This is a genomic window from Mycobacterium sp. 1165196.3, from assembly GCF_001673415.1.
GTDB classification, from domain to species: domain Bacteria; phylum Actinomycetota; class Actinomycetes; order Mycobacteriales; family Mycobacteriaceae; genus Mycobacterium; species Mycobacterium europaeum_A.
On record NZ_LZLU01000078.1, the window covers coordinates 23,683 to 40,491 of the forward strand.

14 protein-coding genes and 1 pseudogene are annotated in these 16,809 nt (G+C 67.8%); 8 read left to right on the forward strand and 7 right to left on the reverse strand.

The genetic code is table 11. The annotated features are described in order from the left end of the window. Nucleotides 1-102: 102 nt before the first annotated feature. Both A5659_RS08085 and A5659_RS08090 read left to right on the forward strand, forming a co-directional pair. On the forward strand, nt 103-1,407 hold the full coding sequence (locus A5659_RS08085) for a sodium:proton exchanger (protein ID WP_066877115.1): 1,305 nt from the start codon (nt 103-105) through the stop codon (nt 1,405-1,407). A gap of 28 nt (nt 1,408-1,435) precedes the next feature. Then, entirely contained in the window at nt 1,436-2,272 is an 837-nt protein-coding gene (locus A5659_RS08090; protein WP_082975976.1) for an SDR family oxidoreductase, read from the forward strand. Here A5659_RS08090 and A5659_RS08095 read toward each other — a convergent pair. The 6 genes from A5659_RS08095 to A5659_RS08120 form a co-directional block, all read right to left on the reverse strand. Next, nucleotides 2,269-4,038: a SulP family inorganic anion transporter gene (locus A5659_RS08095; RefSeq protein WP_231997775.1), complete on the reverse strand. Its 1,770-nt coding sequence runs from the start codon at nt 4,036-4,038 to the stop codon at nt 2,269-2,271. The genes A5659_RS08090 and A5659_RS08095 overlap by 4 nt on opposite strands. Before the next feature lie 24 nt (nt 4,039-4,062). After that, nucleotides 4,063-5,136, reverse strand: coding sequence for a sulfate ABC transporter substrate-binding protein (locus tag A5659_RS08100; protein ID WP_066877131.1), 1,074 nt, complete (start codon nt 5,134-5,136; stop codon nt 4,063-4,065). Nucleotides 5,137-5,313: 177 nt separating this feature from the next. Beyond that, entirely contained in the window at nt 5,314-6,879 is a 1,566-nt protein-coding gene (locus A5659_RS08105) for an NAD(P)/FAD-dependent oxidoreductase (protein ID WP_067025510.1), read from the reverse strand. Continuing rightward, nucleotides 6,876-8,675: an NAD(P)/FAD-dependent oxidoreductase gene (locus tag A5659_RS08110; RefSeq protein WP_067025509.1), complete on the reverse strand. Its 1,800-nt coding sequence runs from the start codon at nt 8,673-8,675 to the stop codon at nt 6,876-6,878. Before A5659_RS08110 ends, A5659_RS08105 begins: the two co-directional genes overlap by 4 nt. 157 nt (nt 8,676-8,832) lie before the next feature. After that, entirely contained in the window at nt 8,833-9,327 is a 495-nt protein-coding gene (locus A5659_RS08115) for a DUF417 family protein (protein WP_066869971.1), read from the reverse strand. A 67-nt stretch (nt 9,328-9,394) separates the two neighbouring features. Beyond that, nucleotides 9,395-10,009, reverse strand: coding sequence for a TetR/AcrR family transcriptional regulator (locus tag A5659_RS08120; protein ID WP_066869968.1), 615 nt, complete (start codon nt 10,007-10,009; stop codon nt 9,395-9,397). Nucleotides 10,010-10,169: 160 nt separating this feature from the next. On the opposite strand from A5659_RS08120, the gene A5659_RS08125 reads away from it, so the two are divergent. Continuing rightward, nucleotides 10,170-10,730: a pyridoxamine 5'-phosphate oxidase family protein gene (locus A5659_RS08125; RefSeq protein ID WP_067025508.1), complete on the forward strand. Its 561-nt coding sequence runs from the start codon at nt 10,170-10,172 to the stop codon at nt 10,728-10,730. On the opposite strand, the gene A5659_RS08130 is transcribed toward A5659_RS08125, so the two are convergent. After that, nucleotides 10,731-11,201: an SRPBCC family protein gene (locus A5659_RS08130; RefSeq protein ID WP_067180289.1), complete on the reverse strand. Its 471-nt coding sequence runs from the start codon at nt 11,199-11,201 to the stop codon at nt 10,731-10,733. 126 nt (nt 11,202-11,327) lie between these two features. Between A5659_RS08130 and A5659_RS08135 the strand changes: the two genes are divergently transcribed. The 5 genes and pseudogenes from A5659_RS08135 to A5659_RS27640 form a co-directional block, all read left to right on the forward strand. Further along, complete coding sequence (locus A5659_RS08135) at nt 11,328-11,540, forward strand: heavy-metal-associated domain-containing protein (RefSeq protein ID WP_066878453.1); 213 nt, start codon at nt 11,328-11,330, stop codon at nt 11,538-11,540. Then, nucleotides 11,537-13,792 carry a cation-translocating P-type ATPase gene (locus tag A5659_RS08140; protein ID WP_067180292.1) on the forward strand — a complete coding sequence of 752 codons (2,256 nt, stop codon included), beginning with the start codon at nt 11,537-11,539 and terminating at the stop codon, nt 13,790-13,792. The genes A5659_RS08135 and A5659_RS08140 overlap by 4 nt, the downstream gene beginning before the upstream one ends. A gap of 173 nt (nt 13,793-13,965) precedes the next feature. Then, the gene (locus tag A5659_RS08145) at nt 13,966-15,366 is read left to right on the forward strand and encodes an alpha/beta hydrolase-fold protein (RefSeq protein WP_067180296.1); all 1,401 of its coding nucleotides are present in this window, start codon (nt 13,966-13,968) and stop codon (nt 15,364-15,366) included. 255 nt (nt 15,367-15,621) lie between these two features. After that, nucleotides 15,622-16,431, forward strand: a complete 810-nt coding sequence (locus A5659_RS08150; RefSeq protein ID WP_067180300.1) for a polysaccharide deacetylase family protein — start codon at nt 15,622-15,624, stop codon at nt 16,429-16,431. Between the two features lie 153 nt (nt 16,432-16,584). Next, nucleotides 16,585-16,809 (forward strand): annotated as a pseudogene (locus A5659_RS27640) (triacylglycerol lipase); the annotation flags it as partial.

The following is a 16,809-nucleotide window of genomic DNA, read 5'->3' on the forward strand; positions in this document are numbered from 1 at the left end:
TGCGTTGCTGAGCCCGCCCGCCGCGGGTACGTTGGGTAACCGGTTCACCGGTTCACCACGGCCACCGCGTCGACGTAAGCCACCCGATCGCCAGTGCGAAGGATGACGATGCTCGCCACCGACAGGCCCGCAGCCACCGTCTCGCCGACGGCCGGCTGGCGGCGCCGCACCCTGACCCGTTCCGGACTGATCACCGGCGCGTTCGTCGCCCCGGCGGTGGTCGTCCGCGTGACCGGCTTGCACACCGGCGCCGTGCTGGCCCTGCTGATCTTCGGAGCCGCGGTGGTGGCGGCCAGCTTCTTGCTGGCGTGGGCGGCCGAGGCGGCCCAGGTCGACGTCTCCGGTGGGCTCGCGACGGCGCTGCTCGCCTTGATCGCGGTACTGCCCGAATACGCCGTCGACCTCTACTACGCCTTCGTGTCCGGCCACAACGCGGATTACACGCAATACGCCGCGGCCAACATGACCGGGTCCAACCGGTTGTTGATGGGTCTGGGTTGGCCCGTCGTGGTGCTGGTCAGCATCCTGGTCGCCCGCAAGTCCGGTTCGGACAAGCCCACCGGTTTGACGCTCGAACCAGCAAACCGCGTCGAACTCGGCTTCCTGTTAATCGCCGGTGTCATCGCGTTCGTCATCCCGGCGAGCGGCCAGATCCATCTCGGGTTGGGGCTGGCGTTGCTGGCCTGGTTCGGCTTCTACCTGTACAAGATCAGCCACGGCAGCGTCGAAGAGCCCGATCTGATCGGCACCGCGGCCGCTCTGGGGGACCTGCCCGACGGTCGTCGACGCGCCGCCGTGGTCGGCCTCTTCCTGGTGTCGGGTGGGGTGATCCTGCTGTGCGCCAAGCCCTTTGCCGACAATCTTGTTGCCGCCGGCACCGAACTCGGCATCAACCGCTTCCTGCTGGTGCAGTGGCTGGCGCCGCTGGCCTCCGAAGCGCCGGAATTCATCATCGCGATCATCTTCGCCACCCGCGGCAAGGGCACGGCGGCCATCGCCACGCTGATCTCCTCCAAGGTCAACCAGTGGACCCTGCTGATCGGGTCGTTGCCGATCGCCCATCTGCTGGGCGGCGGCGGGTTGTCCCTGCAACTCGACCCTCGCCAGGTGGAGGAGGTGCTGCTGACCGCGAGCCAGACGATGATGGGCGTGGCGCTGATCTTGGCGCTGCGGTTCAACCGGGCCGCCGCGTGCACACTGCTCGGCCTGTTCGTCGTCCAGTTCCCGATCTTCTCGACGCAGGGACGGCTACTGCTCTGCGGTGTCTACGCCGCGGTGGCCATCGCGGCGTTGATCATCAATCGCCGCCACGTGGCCGGCACGCTCACAGCGCCGTTCTTCGGCACGGCCATCCGGCACAGCGGTCATCCCCACCTCGAAGCCGACGGTTCCGTCCGCCCGCACTAGCCCGCCGCCCGGCGTATACGGTCCAGGTATGAATCGAGTGTCGGTGATCACAGGCGGCGCGGGTGGCATGGGGCAGGCCACGGCGAAAATCGTCGGGCGCGACCACACCCTGGTGCTGTGTGATGTCAGGCAGGACCGGCTCGCGGCCGCGGCCGCGACGCTGCAGGACATCGGGATCACCCCCACGGTGGTCGATTGCGATGTCACCGACCGACAGGCGGTCGCGGATCTGCTCAAGACCGCCGGGGGTCTGGGTCCGGTGGTCTCCGTCATCCATACCGCGGGGGTCAGCCCCAGCATGGGCGCCGCCGACTACGTCATGCGCACCAACGCCGTCGGCACCGCCAACGTGAACGAGGAGTTCTTCTCGGTCGCCGACGAGGGCGCCGTGATCGTCAACGTGGCATCGATGGCGGCGCACATGTTGCCCGCGGAGATCGTTCCGGCAGACCAGTTTCCGCGGGCGCTGGATGACCTGGACGCCTTTATGGCCGCCATGCTCGCGGCATGCGAGATCGCCCCCGAAGACGCGCGTTCGGGTCTGGCATACGCCATCAGCAAGAGCTTCGTGAAGTGGTACAGCCAGTCGCAGGCGGAGCGCTTCAACACCCGCGGACTGCGCATCGTGTCGGTGTCGCCGGGTTCCATCGACACCGAGATGGGCAGGCTCGAGGAGCAGGCCGGCGCCGGCGCGATGGTCGCCAACGCCGCGGTCCCGCGGTGGGGTAAGCCGGAGGAGATGGCCGAGCTCCTCGCCTTCTGCGCCAGTGACAAGGCCGGATACCTCACCGGCACCGACATCCTCAACGACGGCGGGGTCATCGCCTCGATGACCGAACGGGCCCGGGTGACCGCCGGCGGCTAGACCAGGTAGTACAGCTCGGAGTGCGGGGCGAGTTCGGGCGCGCTGGTGAAGGGCTCCTTGACCTTCAGTTCCGCCAGCCTGTTGTGGGCGTAGCGCACCGCCTTGAGGGTGGCCGAGAATTCCTCGTCTTCTTCGGGGAAGACCTGCTCGGCCGGGAACCAGCTCTTGAAGCCCACGTTGTTCAAGACGCCGAGCGTATCGTCGCGCACCCCGGCCAGTAGGACGGTGACGCCGCGCTCGGTCACCTCACGCAGGAAGTGCTCGATGCGCTCGATGCAGACCACGTCCGGGTGGCGCACCCGCTTGAGCCGCAGGACCACGAACGCGATGCCGCCGTCGGTGATTCGCTGATTGATCGCCGACAGGTAGCGGTCGAGTTCGGGTGCCGCCCCGAAGAACAACTCGCCTTCGAGGTCGTAGATGACGATCGAGGGATCCGGCGAGTCGCCCGGAATGCGCTCGCGGACAACGCGTTCGGGTGTGACGACGAGTTCCTTGGACTTCAGCTTGGCCGCCCGCGGTACGAACAGCAGGATCGACAGGATCACCCCGAGCAGCACCGACTTGTCGAGGTCGACGGCGATACCGGTGAAGGCCGTGACGATCACCAGCCCGGCGTCATAGCGGGACGCCTTGAGCGTGTAGATCAGGCGCTTGAAATCGACCAGGCGGGCGGCGGTCACCAGCAACAGCCCGGCCAGCGCCGGCTGCGGAACGTAGCGCAGCAGCGGGGCGAACAGCAGCAGTGCCGCGGCAACCGTTGCGGCCGAGACGATTCCGGAGAATCTCGTCGCGGCGCCGGACTGGAAGTTGATCGCCGACCTCGACAGCGAGCCGGAACCGGGCAGGCTTTGGAAGAAGCCGCCGGTCAGGTTGGCCAGGCCTTCGGCCATGATCTGACGGTTGTAGTCGATCTTCTGTTGTGTCTGGTAGGCAATGGCTTTGGCGATTGACAGCGCCTCGATGATGCCGACGAAGGCGATGGCCAGCGCGCCGGTCGACAGATGCGGCAGCCACTCCGTGTGGACGTCGGGGACATGCGGCCCGGGCAGGCTGCGCGGGATCTTGGCGGCCACCGACACCGCGGTATGGCCGCCCGCGCCCGGCGTCGACCACCCGGCGAGGTAGGCGATCAGCGCGGTGATGACGAGCACCGCGAGCATGTCGACCTGCGGCCAGCCGTAGCGTTGCACCAGCTTGCGCAGGACGACGGCCAGCACCACCGCCGACGCGCTCAAAGTGAGTGCGCGGTAATTGATGTGATCGCCGTGGGTGAGCGTGAGCCAGACGCGGCGCAAGACCTGCATGTGGCCGTTGCCCTTGTCGCGCACACCCAGCGCGTTGCCCAGCTGCCCGATGGCGAGCAGGAACGCCGCGGCCGCCATGAAGCCGATGATGACTGACTCGGAAATGTAGCGGGTGAGGTTGCCGAGCTTGAACAGGCTGATCACGATCTGGAACGCGCCCACCAACACGGCCAGCAGGAAAAGCGCCTCGAAGAGCTCCTTGGAGTTCTCCGAGTCGATGAAGGCCAGCGCCGTGAACACCAGCAGCGAGATGGCGCTCGTCGGCCCGTTGATCAAATGCGAGGACGACCCGAAGATCGAGGCGACGATGGTCACGACGATCGCCGAGTACACGCCGAATCTCGGGTCCACCCCGGCGATCAGGGCGTAGGCCATCGCCTGGGGAAACGATATGGCGGCGACGGTCAGCCCGGCGATCACATCATGCCGACCCTTCACCAGGTCGTAATTCACACGCACACCCACGATGTCGACGTCTTTCCGCTAAGCACCCGACGCCGCGGCGGGCGCCGAGATCGTGTCCAGGATTCCGTTGGTGCCGAAGAACTGTTCCCGGGCGTCGCTCCAGTCCTTGGCGATGGCGCTGACCGGGAACAGGGTCAGCGGGCGCAGCCGGTCGGCATGCTTGGCCAGGATGGCCGGCTTGAAGGGCCGGTAGCCGTATTGCGCCACCAGTTCCTGAGCGGCGTCGGTGAACAGGTATTCGAGGTACGCCTTCGCGTGGGCCGCCGTCGCGGGATCGGTCACGTTCGCGTCGACCCAGGCCACCGCGGGCTGAGCGAGGATGCTGACCGGCGGATAGACGAGCTCCAGCTCGTCCTTGTTCGCCGCCACCTCGCGCAGCGCCTCGTTCTCCCACGTCAGCTGGACATCGCCGATCTTGGCCAGCGCGAAGCTGTCTCCGGCGCTGCGGGCACCGGCGTCGGAAACCGCGACGTGTTGCAGTAGCGACTTCACGTATGCGGTCGCCTGCGCCGGGGTGCCACCGCGGGTGGTGACCGCACCCCAGGCCGCCAACACGCTCAGTTGACCGTTGCCGGACGTCCGCGGATTCGGGGACACCACGGCCACCTCGGGATTGATCAGATCGGGCCAGTCGTGGATCCCCTTGGGATTGCCCTTGCGGACGACGAAGACGACGGTCGACGTGTAGGGCACCGAGGCATTCGGTAGCCGCTGTTGCCAGTTGCCGGCGATCAGGCCCCGCTTGCTGAGCGTGTCGATGTCGCTGATCAACGCCAGGGACACCACGCTGGCTTTTTGACTGCCATCGAGCACGGTGCGAAGCTGACGCCCCGAGCCGCCGTGAGACTCCTTGATGCTCAGCGTTGTTCCGTTGTGCGCGTGGTAGTCCGCGACGAATCGCTTGTCCAGCGCCGCATACAATTCGCGCGTCGGGTCGTAGGACACGTTGAGGATCTCGTTCGAACCACCCGCAGGGAGGTTCTTCAGCACGATCGCGGTCGTGGCGACGACGATGGCGAGAACGCCCAGAAGGCTCAGCCAGGGAAGCCGCAGCGGCCGGCGGGCCGTATCGGGTGGCAGCAGTTTCACCACGTCAACCACACCTTCCACCACCGACCATGATGATGTGCCAAACAGCCCCGTGTGGCACCGCACATTTTTACGAATGTTAACGATCGGGCCACCGGGCGGCAGCCTTGAGAATCAGCCTGAAGATAAATACCCCCACCGTGTTTGGGTCATTACGCGGCACCGAATGGGTCCGGGCGGTTAGCCCCGCGCGCCGACCCCGGCGCTGGATACACCGGCATCCTCGCCAACCCGGCCATGGATCCACTCCCCTGGCCGCAGCCGCCACGTCCGGCGGGCGTAGTCCAGTTCGGTGTACGGCCATTGGGTGACGATGCGCCCGGTCGGCGACCGGAAGTAGCTGTCGCACCGCGTCCAGATGGTGCGCTCCAGGTCCGCGGAAAGTGTGTCGTTGTACCGCTTTTCGGCCTCCGGGTGCACGTCGAGATATCCGCCGCGGCGCGCCAGGCGGCTCACCGCGCTGGCGACCAGCCGCGCCCCGGCTTCGAGGATGTAGACGATGGAGTTGCCGCCCTGGTTGGTGTTGGGGCCGTAGAGCATGAAGAAGTTGGGGAATCCGCTTACCGCGACCCCCAGGTAGGCGGATGGGTCGTCGCCCCAGTGTTCGTGCAGCCGGCGGCCGCCGGCGCCCACGACGTCGATGCCGCAGAGGTAGCGGGAGGTCTCGAAGCCGGTCGCCAGCACAATGGCGTCGACGCCCACTTCCCCACCCGTCGCCGTCGTCACCGATGCTGGGCCGACGCGGGCGATGGGGTCGGTGACCAGCTCGACGTTGTCGCGCTGCAACGCCCGGTAATAGTCGTCGCCCAGCAACACCCGTTTACAGCGGAACGGATAGTCCGGAGTCAGCGCCCGGCGCAGCGGCTCGTCATCGACGGTGCGCTCGAGAAACGACGTCGCGATCTGGGCGCGCGCGGTCACCACGGGGTCCTCGGCGAAAGTCGCGGTGTTGTCGTGCTGGAACTTCCAGATCTGCCAGCGGGTGCGGCGCAGCGCGAGCGGGCTGCGCCGGAAGCGGGCCAATTCGGTTGCGGTGTAAGGACGATCATCCTTGGGCACCATCCAGGGTGGGGTGCGCTGGAAGACCGTGACGCGCCCGGCGGTCTTGGCGAGTTCGGGGACGACCTGCACCCCGCTGGCGCCGGTGCCGATCACCGCGACGCGGCGGCCGGCCAGATCGAGGTCGTGGTCCCACTGCGCGGTGTGCAGCACCGGGCCGGTGAAGTCGCCCAGGCCGTCGATGTCAGGGCGGTTGGCAGAACCGAACAACCCAATCGCGCACACGACGACGTCGGCGGTCAGTGTGGTCGAGCGCCCGCCGCGCTCCAGCCGGCAATCCCACCCGCCGGTGTGCGGGTGCCAGTGCAGGGAGCGCACCGTGGTGTCGAGCATGAGCTGGCGGCGCAGGTCGAAATCGTCGGCCACCGATTCGAGGTAGGCCAGTATCTCGGGCTGGCGCGCGTAGGTGCGGCTCCAGGACGCGTTGGGGGCGAAGGAGAACGAGTACAGGTGGCTTTGGATGTCGCAGGCGGCCCCGGGATAGGTGTTGCGTCGCCAGGTGCCGCCGACGCCGTCGGCCGCCTCGACGATCACCAGGTCATCGATGCCCGCGCGGCGCAGCGCGACGGCGGCGCCCAGGCCGCCGAAGCCCGCTCCGATGATCACCACCTTCGGTCCACGGCGGCGCCGGGTCGCCGCGCGCAGTCGCCCAATAGCGTAGAGGGAGCGCGCTTTTCGGCTCGTCACGGCCGGTCCCCCGCGCGGCGGGTCAGCATTCCGTCCAGGCCACCGTCGGCGCGCCACCGCTGCAGGATGTCGGCGTACTCGGTGGGTCCGCCGAAGAAGAAGCTGCCCTGCCGAGTCTTGGCGTCGGCCTTGCCCTCCCGGTTGTAGTAGCCGGGCGTGCACACCTTGGCCCGCTCGGCACTGGCGACCGACCGGGACACCACGGTGTCGACCCAGGCGGCCTCGGAGGATGGCGCGGCCTCGATTTCGGTGATCCCCTCGGCGAGCGCGGTGGCAATGATCCACGCGACGTGGCCGGCCTGCACGTCGAGCAGGTACGGGAAGTTCACCGTCAGACCGGCCTGGGCGATGCTTTCGATGAAGCAGTTCGGGAAGCCGGTCGTGCACAGGCCCTGGAAGGTCCGCACGCCGTCGGCCCAGTGCTCGGTCAGTGTCACGCCGTCACGGCCGATCAGCTCGAACCCGGTGCGGCGGCAATAGTCGGTGCCGACCTCGAAACCCGTTGCGAAGATAAGACAGTCGAGTTCGTAGACGACACCGTCGACCACCACGCCGGTCTCGGTGATGCGCTGCACGCCGCGACCCCGGGTGTCCACCAGGGTGACGTTGTCCCGGTTGAAGGTCTGCAGATACTCATCGTGAAAGCAGGGCCTTTTGCAGAAGTAGCCGTACCACGGTTTGAGCGCTTCGGCGGTCGCAGGATCGGTCACGATCGCATCGACGCGCGCCCGGATCTCGTCCATCTTGGCGAAGTCGGCCAGCTCGATGTCGCGGCCGCGTTGTCCGGGATCGGCGAGGCCGTCCCCGTCGTGACGCATGACGGGCAGCTTACGGGTGATGCTCGTCCAGGCATCGGCGACCATATCCTGGTCGGCTTGTCCTCCGGCGGTGAGGATTTGGAAGTTCTGTATCCGCTCGTGCTGCCAGCCGGGCCGTAATGCGTTGGCCCACTGGGGATCGGTCGCGCGATTGGCGCGGACATCTACCGAGGACGGGGTGCGCTGAAAGACGTAGAGCCGGCGGGCGGCCGCGCCGAGGTGCGGTATGCACTGGATCGCGGTGGCGCCGGTTCCGATGATGCCGACGCGCTTGTCGGCCAGATGCTGCAGTCGGTCCCCGGTGTAGGCGTAGTCCCAACGACTGGTGTGGAACGCATGACCGCCGAAGGCGCCCAGTCCTTCGATGCCCGGTAACTTGGGCTTGGCCTGATACCCGTTGGCCATGGAGACGAACCTGGCCCGCATCTCGTCGCCACGGTCGGTACGGATGATCCAGCGCGATCTCGCCGCGTCCCAGTGGATTTCCCGCACGTCGGTACGTAGGCAGGCGTCGCGGTAGAGGTCGTAGTGTTTGGCGATGCGGCGGCAATGGGCGAAGATCTCGGGGCCCTTGGCGTATTTTTCGGTCGGCGTGTAGCCGAGCTCCTCGAGCAGCGGCATGTACACGTATGACTCGACGTCGCAAGCGATTCCGGGATAGCGGTTCCAGTACCAGGTGCCGCCCACGTCGGCCGCCCTGTCGATGAGCCGCACGCTTTCGACGCCGAGCTGGCGTAGCCGAACGCCGGTCAACAGCCCGCCGAATCCCGCGCCGATGATGGCGACGTCGACCTCGTCGGCGAGCGGTTCACGGACGAAGTCGTCGTTCACCCAGGGGTCTTCGGCAAATCGGGCGAACGGGCCGGCCACCTCGACGTACTGCGCGATGCCATCCGCGCGTAACCGGCGCGCACGCTCTTCGGCGTACTTGCGCCGCAGCGCGTCGACGTCTAGCGCCTGGCGAACGGTTTCGGTCACGGCCTGGGATTCCTCTCCGTGGCCTCGACCCTATAATCGATCGCTTCGCCATATCAAGGGCGCGCCGCGGCAACCCCCGACGGGGCCTGGCCTTAAGGCGTTGCGCGACACAATGACTGGGGCGGCTCCAGCCGCCGACGAGCGGGCAGCCGCGGTGCTACCGAGGGCCGCGCTCCTTGCCCGCGGCGATTGCCGCCGCCAGTGAGTCGCCCAGCGTCCACAGCGCCACCCCGATCAAGACCAGATCCTTGAGCAGAAACTGGCCGGGCAGCGCCGAGAGCACCGGAACGCCGTGGGCGTACGTCATGACCACGCCCGGCGTGGTGAAGAGGAAACTCAACGTGCCCAAGAACAGCACCACCGCCAGGGCGCTGCCGGCCGCCGAAACCCGCGGCCATAGCGGTTGCACCGCAATGAGCAGGGCGGCAACGATTTCCATCGTGCCGAGGGCATACGCGACGAAGGTGACGCTGAATACGTCATAGACCCAGCTCATCAGCGGGCTGTGCTGAATCAGCACCCGGGCCTCCATCTTCACGTACTTGCCGAAGCCGATCCACACCAAAACAAGCACCAGGCCGTACCGGCTGACGAGTTGGCCCCACCGGGTCAATGCCGGCGCCGCGGCCGGCGCGAAGGTTTGGTCGATCATCGGGCGAAGTCCTTTCGGCTCAATGCGAGGGCGTTCCTCCGACACACGGTTCAGGGCACGGTTGCGTTCACTTCGGCAACCGCTCGAGCCCGGCGACGATGAGCCGCAACCCGAACGCAAACTCGTCGGCCAAGGGGACGGGCAGGTCGTCGGCGACGGTCACCGTCGCGGGAAAGCGGGACGGATCGAGCCGGTGAAACGCCGCCGAGAGTTCGGCGTCCCGCTGAGCACCGTCGGCCGTCGCGCCCGCAAGTTGTAGCGCAAAGCCCAGGACATAGCGCGCCAGCGTCGCATACGCGTGGGCGGCGACCGCCGGTGAAAAACCGTTGCCGAGGAGAACGGCCAGGCACCGCTCGCGATTTGCCAACGCGTTCGGCCCGATCGGGGTGTACTCGACCAACAGGGGCGCGATATTGCCATGCCGGCTCAGCGCATCAAACATGTGCTGCGCGAACGAGATACACGCCTGCTGCCACGGCATCGCGGCGAGCTCGTCCGGGGCGAAATCGACCTCGCCGAGAATTTGGTCGATCACCAGTGACACCAATTCGGACCGGTTGGAGAAGTGGCGGTACAACGTGGCGGTGCCCGATTCCAGGCGCTGCGACAGCGACCGCATCGACAACGCCTCGGGACCCTGCTCGTCGACGAGCTCGACGGCCGCGCCCAGGATGCGCTCCATCGGTAGCGCCGGGCGACCGCGAGAACGGCGTGGCCGGTCGGTGTCGTCCACATCACGCAAGGTGGCTCTCCTGACCCTTGACAGCCCGACGTATTATGGAGACACTGTATCCATAATTACGCCCATGATTCAAGCGCCTTGACAGCAAGGAATACTCGCGATGCTCCTCCCCCTGGCGGCAGAACCCTTCACCGCGCCCACCGACCGTGACATGCTGCCCTCCGAGCGACGCGAGTTCGTCCGCACGCATCGCACCTGTGTCTTCGGCTACCGTCGTCGCAACGACGGCCCGGGCATGTCGATCGTGTACTACATCCCCACCGATACCGACGAATTGCTCGTCTCCACCATGGCCGGTCGCGGAAAGGCCCGCATCGTCGAACGTGACGGCAAGGTCAGCCTGTGCGTGCTCGACGAGCGGTGGCCCTTCGCCTATTTGCAGGTCTATGCCGACGCGACCCTCGACCAGGACGGGGATCTGGCGGTCGACGTGATGATGGCGGTCGGCGGTCGGATGTCGGGTCAACCACTGGGCGACGAGGCGCGGCCGCACATCCGGGAGATGTGTGAACGCGAGAATCGGGTGGTCATTCGCTGCCGGCCGTACTCCACCTTTGCGACGCCGCCGCGGCATCTGCACCGCAACGACCAGGCCAAGGAACTCAGCCACTGGGTGTCGGGTGTGATGCCCTGGGACGCAGCCGATCCGGCGGCCGGCTGATCACCCGGCGTAACGGTCACGCAGTTTGCTCAGCGTCGCTTCGATGCCCGAGGCGTTCGCCTTGGCGAAACCCATCCGCTCGTAGTACTTCAGCTTGTTCTTGAGCGCACCGGCGTCGCGGTAGTCGAAGGTCTCGGTGACCGTGGTCTGGGTCGGCGACACCGCCTCGAACTCCCACCGCCAGCGGTGACCCAGCGGATGGCGCCATTCGACCAGTTCGTTCGGCATCAACGCGGTGATCGTGCTGGTGATGCGGTAGGGAATGCCGAACATCTTCATGCGCGTCGAAAACTTCGAGCCCGCAACGAGTTGCGGTGGCACGGTGATGTTGTCGCGGACGGTGCCCGATCCGTCCAGTTCGTGGTGCCGGCGGGGATCGGCGACCAAGGCGTACAGTTCCGCGGCCGGGGCGGCAACGTCGACCCTGCGGCTCACCTGGCGGGGACCCCGGTCGACGACAGTGACGGTCATGATGTCTCCTTCCGCTACCCGGCAGCCTAATCCCGGCAGCCGATCCCACCTGCGCCAATAGCCCGCCGGGCCGTGCAGGCAGAATGGAGGGGTCCAGACCTGCCGGGGAAGCGAAGAAGGAGCGGCATGCCCACCAGCGAATATCGGGTGAGCGGGATGAGCTGTGGGCACTGCGAGGCCGCCGTCCAGAGCGAGGTGGCCCAGATTCCCGGCGTGCAGGAGGTGGCGGTCAGCGCCGCCACGGGCCGGCTCGTCGTCACCAGCGCACGGCCCATCGACGCGGATGCCGTCCTCGGCGCGGTCGACGAGGCCGGCTATGAGGCCGTCCTGGTCGCATGAGCACGCCCCCACGACAGATCAATCGCACCGCCGCAACCACCCCGTCCCGCATCGAGCTGGAGATCACCGGGATGACCTGCGCCTCGTGCGCGGCCCGGATCGAGAAGAAGCTCAACAAGCTCGACGGCGTCGCAGCGACCGTCAACTACGCCACCGAGAAGGCCGCCGTCACGGCCCCCGCCGGTTACGACCCGCGGATTCTCATCGGCGAGATCGAAAAAGCCGGGTACGCCGCCGCCCTGCCGCGAGGCTCGACACCCGATGACCGGGAGCTGGCCTCGCTGCGCCGGCGGCTGGCCACCGCGATCGTGCTGGCCGGGCCCGTCATCGCCATGGCCATGGTGCCCGCGTGGGATTTCCCGCACTGGCACTGGGTTTCGCTGGCCCTGACCACACCGGTCGTCGTCTGGTGCGGCCGGCCCTTCCACGGGGCCGCCTGGACCAACCTCAAGCACGGCGTCGCCACCATGGACACGCTGGTCTCGCTCGGCACCCTGGCGGCATTCCTGTGGTCGATCTACGCCCTGTTTCTCGGGGCCGCCGACCAACCGGGTATGCAACATGACTTCGAGCTGACCGTCGGGCGCGACGGCGCCCCGTGCCACGTCTACTTCGAGGTCGCCGCGGGTGTGACGTTGTTCGTGCTCGCCGGCCGGTATTTCGAGAAGCGGTCCAAGCGGGCGGCCGGCTCCGCGCTGCGCGAGCTGCTGACACTGGGCGCCAAGGACGTCGCGGTGCTACGCGACGGTGCCGAGACCCGCATCCCGATCGAGCACCTCGCGGTCGGCGACGAGTTCGTCGTGCGTCCCGGGGAACGGATCGCCACCGACGGGATCGTCGTCGCGGGTTCCTCGGCCGTCGACGTCGCCATGCTGACCGGCGAGTCCGTCCCGGTCGAGGTCGGTGCGGGCGACGCGGTCACCGGCGCCACCGTCAACGTCGGCGGCCGGCTCGTGGTGCGCGCCACCGGGGTCGGGGACGACACCCAGCTCGCGCAGATGGCCAGGCTCGTCGAGCGGACGCAATCCGGCAAGGCCCGGGCGCAGCGCCTCGCCGACCGCGTCTCGGGGGTGTTCGTTCCCGTGGTCATCGGCCTCGCGGTGGCGACGCTGGCCGGCTGGCTCGCGGCGGGCTTCTCGCTCACCACCGCGCTGACGGCGGCCGTCGCGGTGCTCATCATCGCCTGCCCATGCGCGCTGGGGTTGGCCACTCCGACCGCCCTGCTGGTCGGCACCGGACGCGCCGCCCAGCTCGGCGTGCTCATCAACGGGCCCGAAGTGCTCGAGGCCACGCGCAGCGTCGACACGATCGTGCTCGACAAGACCGGCACCGTCACCACCGGCAAGATGACCCTGGTCGACGTCATCCCCGGCCCGCAGACCGACCGCAGCACGCTGTTGCGTTACGCCGGGGCCCTGGAAGACGCCTCCGAACATCCCGTCGCGCGGGCCATCGCCCGGGGTGCCGTGGCCCAACTCGGCGCGCTGCCCGCTCCCACCGACTTCACCGGGATCGACGGCGACGGCGTGCAGGGCACGGTCGACGGGCGTGCGGTCGTCGTCGGCCGCGAACGCTTGCTGACCGAACGCGGGATGCACCTCGACGCCGCGCTGTCGGCGGCCAAGGCCCGCGCCGAGGCGGAAGGCAAGACCGCCGTGGTAGTCGGCTGGGACGGCCTGGCCCGCGGCATCCTGGTGGTCGCCGACACGATCAAACCGTCCAGCGCCGAGGCGGTCCGACAGTTCACCCGACTGGGCCTTACGCCGGTGCTGCTGACCGGCGACAACGCGGGCGTCGCCGCCCGCGTCGCCGACGAGCTCGGGATCGCGCAGGTCATCGCCGACGCGACGCCCGCCGACAAGGTCGCCGCGGTGCAACGCCTCCAATCGGAGGGCAAGGTGGTCGCCATGGTCGGCGACGGCGTCAACGACGCCGCGGCGCTGGCCGCCGCCGATCTGGGCCTGGCCATGGGCACCGGCACCGACGTCGCGATCCAGGCCGCCGACCTCACGGTCGTCCGCGGCGACCTGCGGGCCGCTGTGGACGCGATCCGACTGTCCCGGCGGACGCTGGCCACGATCAAGACGAACCTGCTGTGGGCGTTCGGGTACAACCTCGCCGCCATCCCGCTGGCCGCGCTCGGCATGCTCAACCCGATGTTCGCCGGCGCCGCGATGGCCGCCTCCAGCCTTCTCGTCGTCGGCAACAGCCTGCGGCTGCGCTCGTTCACCAGCGTCGTCGACGACGCATGAGCGCGGCAGCAGGGTCGAGCGGACCTTGCTCGGCCCACACGCTGAAACGGTCGGCTGACGGATCGCGATCGTATGGGATAGTTGGTCCGGCCGCCGTCTTCGATGACCCCGACCGGCCCTCGGATATTCACCGCACCCCCGCACAGCGATCGATCTAGCGAAGGTCACGACCGTTGGAGCAGTTCTTCGGACAACTGTCCCTGCTGCATGGCTGGTTCCCGCCGGCCGTGCAGGGGCTGGCGCTGCTCGTGCTGCTCGTGGCGATCCAATGGCGTGCCGGGAGCTGGCTCAAGCGGGTGCTGCCGGTCGCGCTGATCGCGGCCGTCGCGGTGACCCTGCTGGCGCGGTGGTACATCACTTCGCTCGGGGTGGCCGGCGACCCGGCACCGACGACGCTGTGGCTCTGGATCGCGATGAGCGGTCTGGCCGCCGCGGTCTTCCTGGTGGGGTGGCGGGGCGTCCGCTGGTGGCGTCGCGGGGTGGCGCTGGTGTCGATACCGCTGTGCGTCCTGTGTGCCGGCATGGCGCTGAACGGCTGGGTCGGTTACTTTCCGACCGCGCTCGCCGCGTGGAACCAGCTGACGTCGGTGCCGCTGCCCGACCAGATCGACCGGCTGCGGGTGACCGAGATGCAGATCGCCGGAACCAGGCCGACCAAGGGCGTGGTGGTGCCGGTCGACATCGACGACAATGTCCCCTCTGGCTCGCACTTCGCCCACCGCCGAGAGCTCGTCTACCTGCCACCGGCCTGGTTCAACAGCAATCCGCCGCCGCGGCTGCCGGCGGTCATGATGATCAGCTCCGCCTTCAACACCCCCGCCGACTGGCTGGGCCCGGGCGGCGCGTTCACCGCCATCGACAACTTCGCGGCCGCCCACCACGGCTTTTCCCCGGTGCTGGTGTTCGTCGACCCCACCGGTTCCTTCGACAACGACACCGAGTGTGTCAACGGCCCCCGCGGCAACGCCGCCGATCATCTGACCAAGGACATCGTGCCCTTCATGGTGTCGAACTTCGGCGTCAGCGCCGACCGCGCCAACTGGGGCGTCGCCGGCTGGTCGATGGGCGGTACCTGCGCGGTGGACCTGGCCGTCATGCACCCCGAGTTGTTCAGCGCGTTCGTGGACATCGCGGGTGACCGTGGGCCCAACGGCGGCTCCACAGATCAAACCGTCGCCCGCCTCTTCGGCGGCAACCACGACGCGTGGGCCGCCTTCGACCCGGTCACCGTCATGACGAAGCACGGCCACTACGAAGGCCTGTCGGGATGGTTCGACGTGCCCTCGTCGACGGAGGCGCGCACGGTCGCGCAGGAAGCCAGCCCCACGCTCACCGCGTCCAGCAGCGATCCCGCCGCCAACCCCGAAGGCCAGGACGCCGCGGCGAACTCGCTGTGCGCCGTCGGCACCGCCCACGGCATCGCCTGCGCGGTGGTCACCCAACCGGGCAAGCACGACTGGCCGTTCGCCGCCCAGGCGTTTGCCACGGCACTGCCCTGGCTGGCCTCGACGCTGGGCACACCAAGCACCGAACCGGTGCAATTGCCGCAACGCGCCGCCGGGGAACCGCACTGATTCACCAGCCGGCCCGGACCGTGAATTAGCCGGGGTCGGCGAAATTCACAGCTGACCCTCCCGTAACGGAGCCGACTTCTCGGCGCGGCGAATGGTACGGTTCGCTGCTGTGGCCTCGATGTTTTGCATCAAAGGCGGTTCCTGCGTGGACCCGCTTGGTGCGCAGCGCGCCACAATCCGGATGCGAATCCTCGCGCCGAAATCACCATTTTTATCGCCTCGTGATCATTTGATCGACGCCGTCGCTTGTCAGCCATGAACCGCCGCCAGTTCCTGGGATCGCTCGCCGCGTCTGTCGTCGCCGGCGTCGGCGCCGCCCGGCTGATCGTCGATCCGCAGCCACGCACCTTTGCCCAGACGCCGGCGGCCGACGTGCCGACCTCCGGACCGACCGCCCCACGGGCCCTGTTACCGCCCCCGCCGCCCAGCGCCCGCATACCGCTGCCCGGCGGCGGCGCCCTGATGAAGCTCCCGGGCGAGGGTGACCTGCTGGCGCTGACCGTCGACGACGGCGTCAACAGCGACGTGGTGCGTGCCTACACGCAGTTCGCGAAGGACACCGGCATACGGCTGACCTATTTCGTGAACGGGATCTACGACTCGTGGACGGACAACCTGGGGCTGCTTCGGCCGCTGGTCGACAGCGGTCAGATCCAGCTCGGCAACCACACCTGGTCACACCCTGACATGACCACACTGACCAAAGAGCAAGTGGCAGAACAGCTCTCCCGCAACGACGCGTTCCTGAAGAAGACGTACGGCATCGGCGCCAAGCCGTATTGGCGGCCGCCATACGCGAAGCGCAACGCCGCCGTCGACGCGGTGGCCGCCGACCTCGGTTACCACGTCCCCACGCTGTGGTCGGGCTCCCTGTCGGACTCGACGCTGATCACCGAGGAGTACATCGTCCAGATGGCCGATCAGTACTTCACGCCGCAGGCCATCGTGATCGGGCACCTCAATCATCTGCCGGTCACGCACGTCTACCCGCAACTCGTCGACATCATCCGCGACCGGAACCTGCGCACCGTCACGCTCAACGACGTCTTCCTCAAGACGCCGTAGCGACTGCTAGTCAACGGATTCCGGCTTCATGCACCGGGCGCCACCGCACCACCTGGCAATTCTTCGGCCAAAAACATGCGCCGGACAATTCAATCTCTAAAAATTTAGAGATTGCTCTTCCGCTGACGGCCCGGTGATTGTTACCGTTCCGTAATGCATCGGGCCGGGGGAATTTTCGCAGTACTGCTGGTAATTGCGTGCGCACTCGTGGGAGTGGGAAATGCGCGGGCCGACGGCGGTGACGAACCGCAGTACGCCGACTTCTACACCCCGCCGGACCCGCTACCGCCCGGCCAGCCTGGCGATCTGATCCGTACCGAGCCTTCGCGGCTGGTGCTGGAACCCTCCGGACAACTGGGCGCGATCATGGCCACCGGC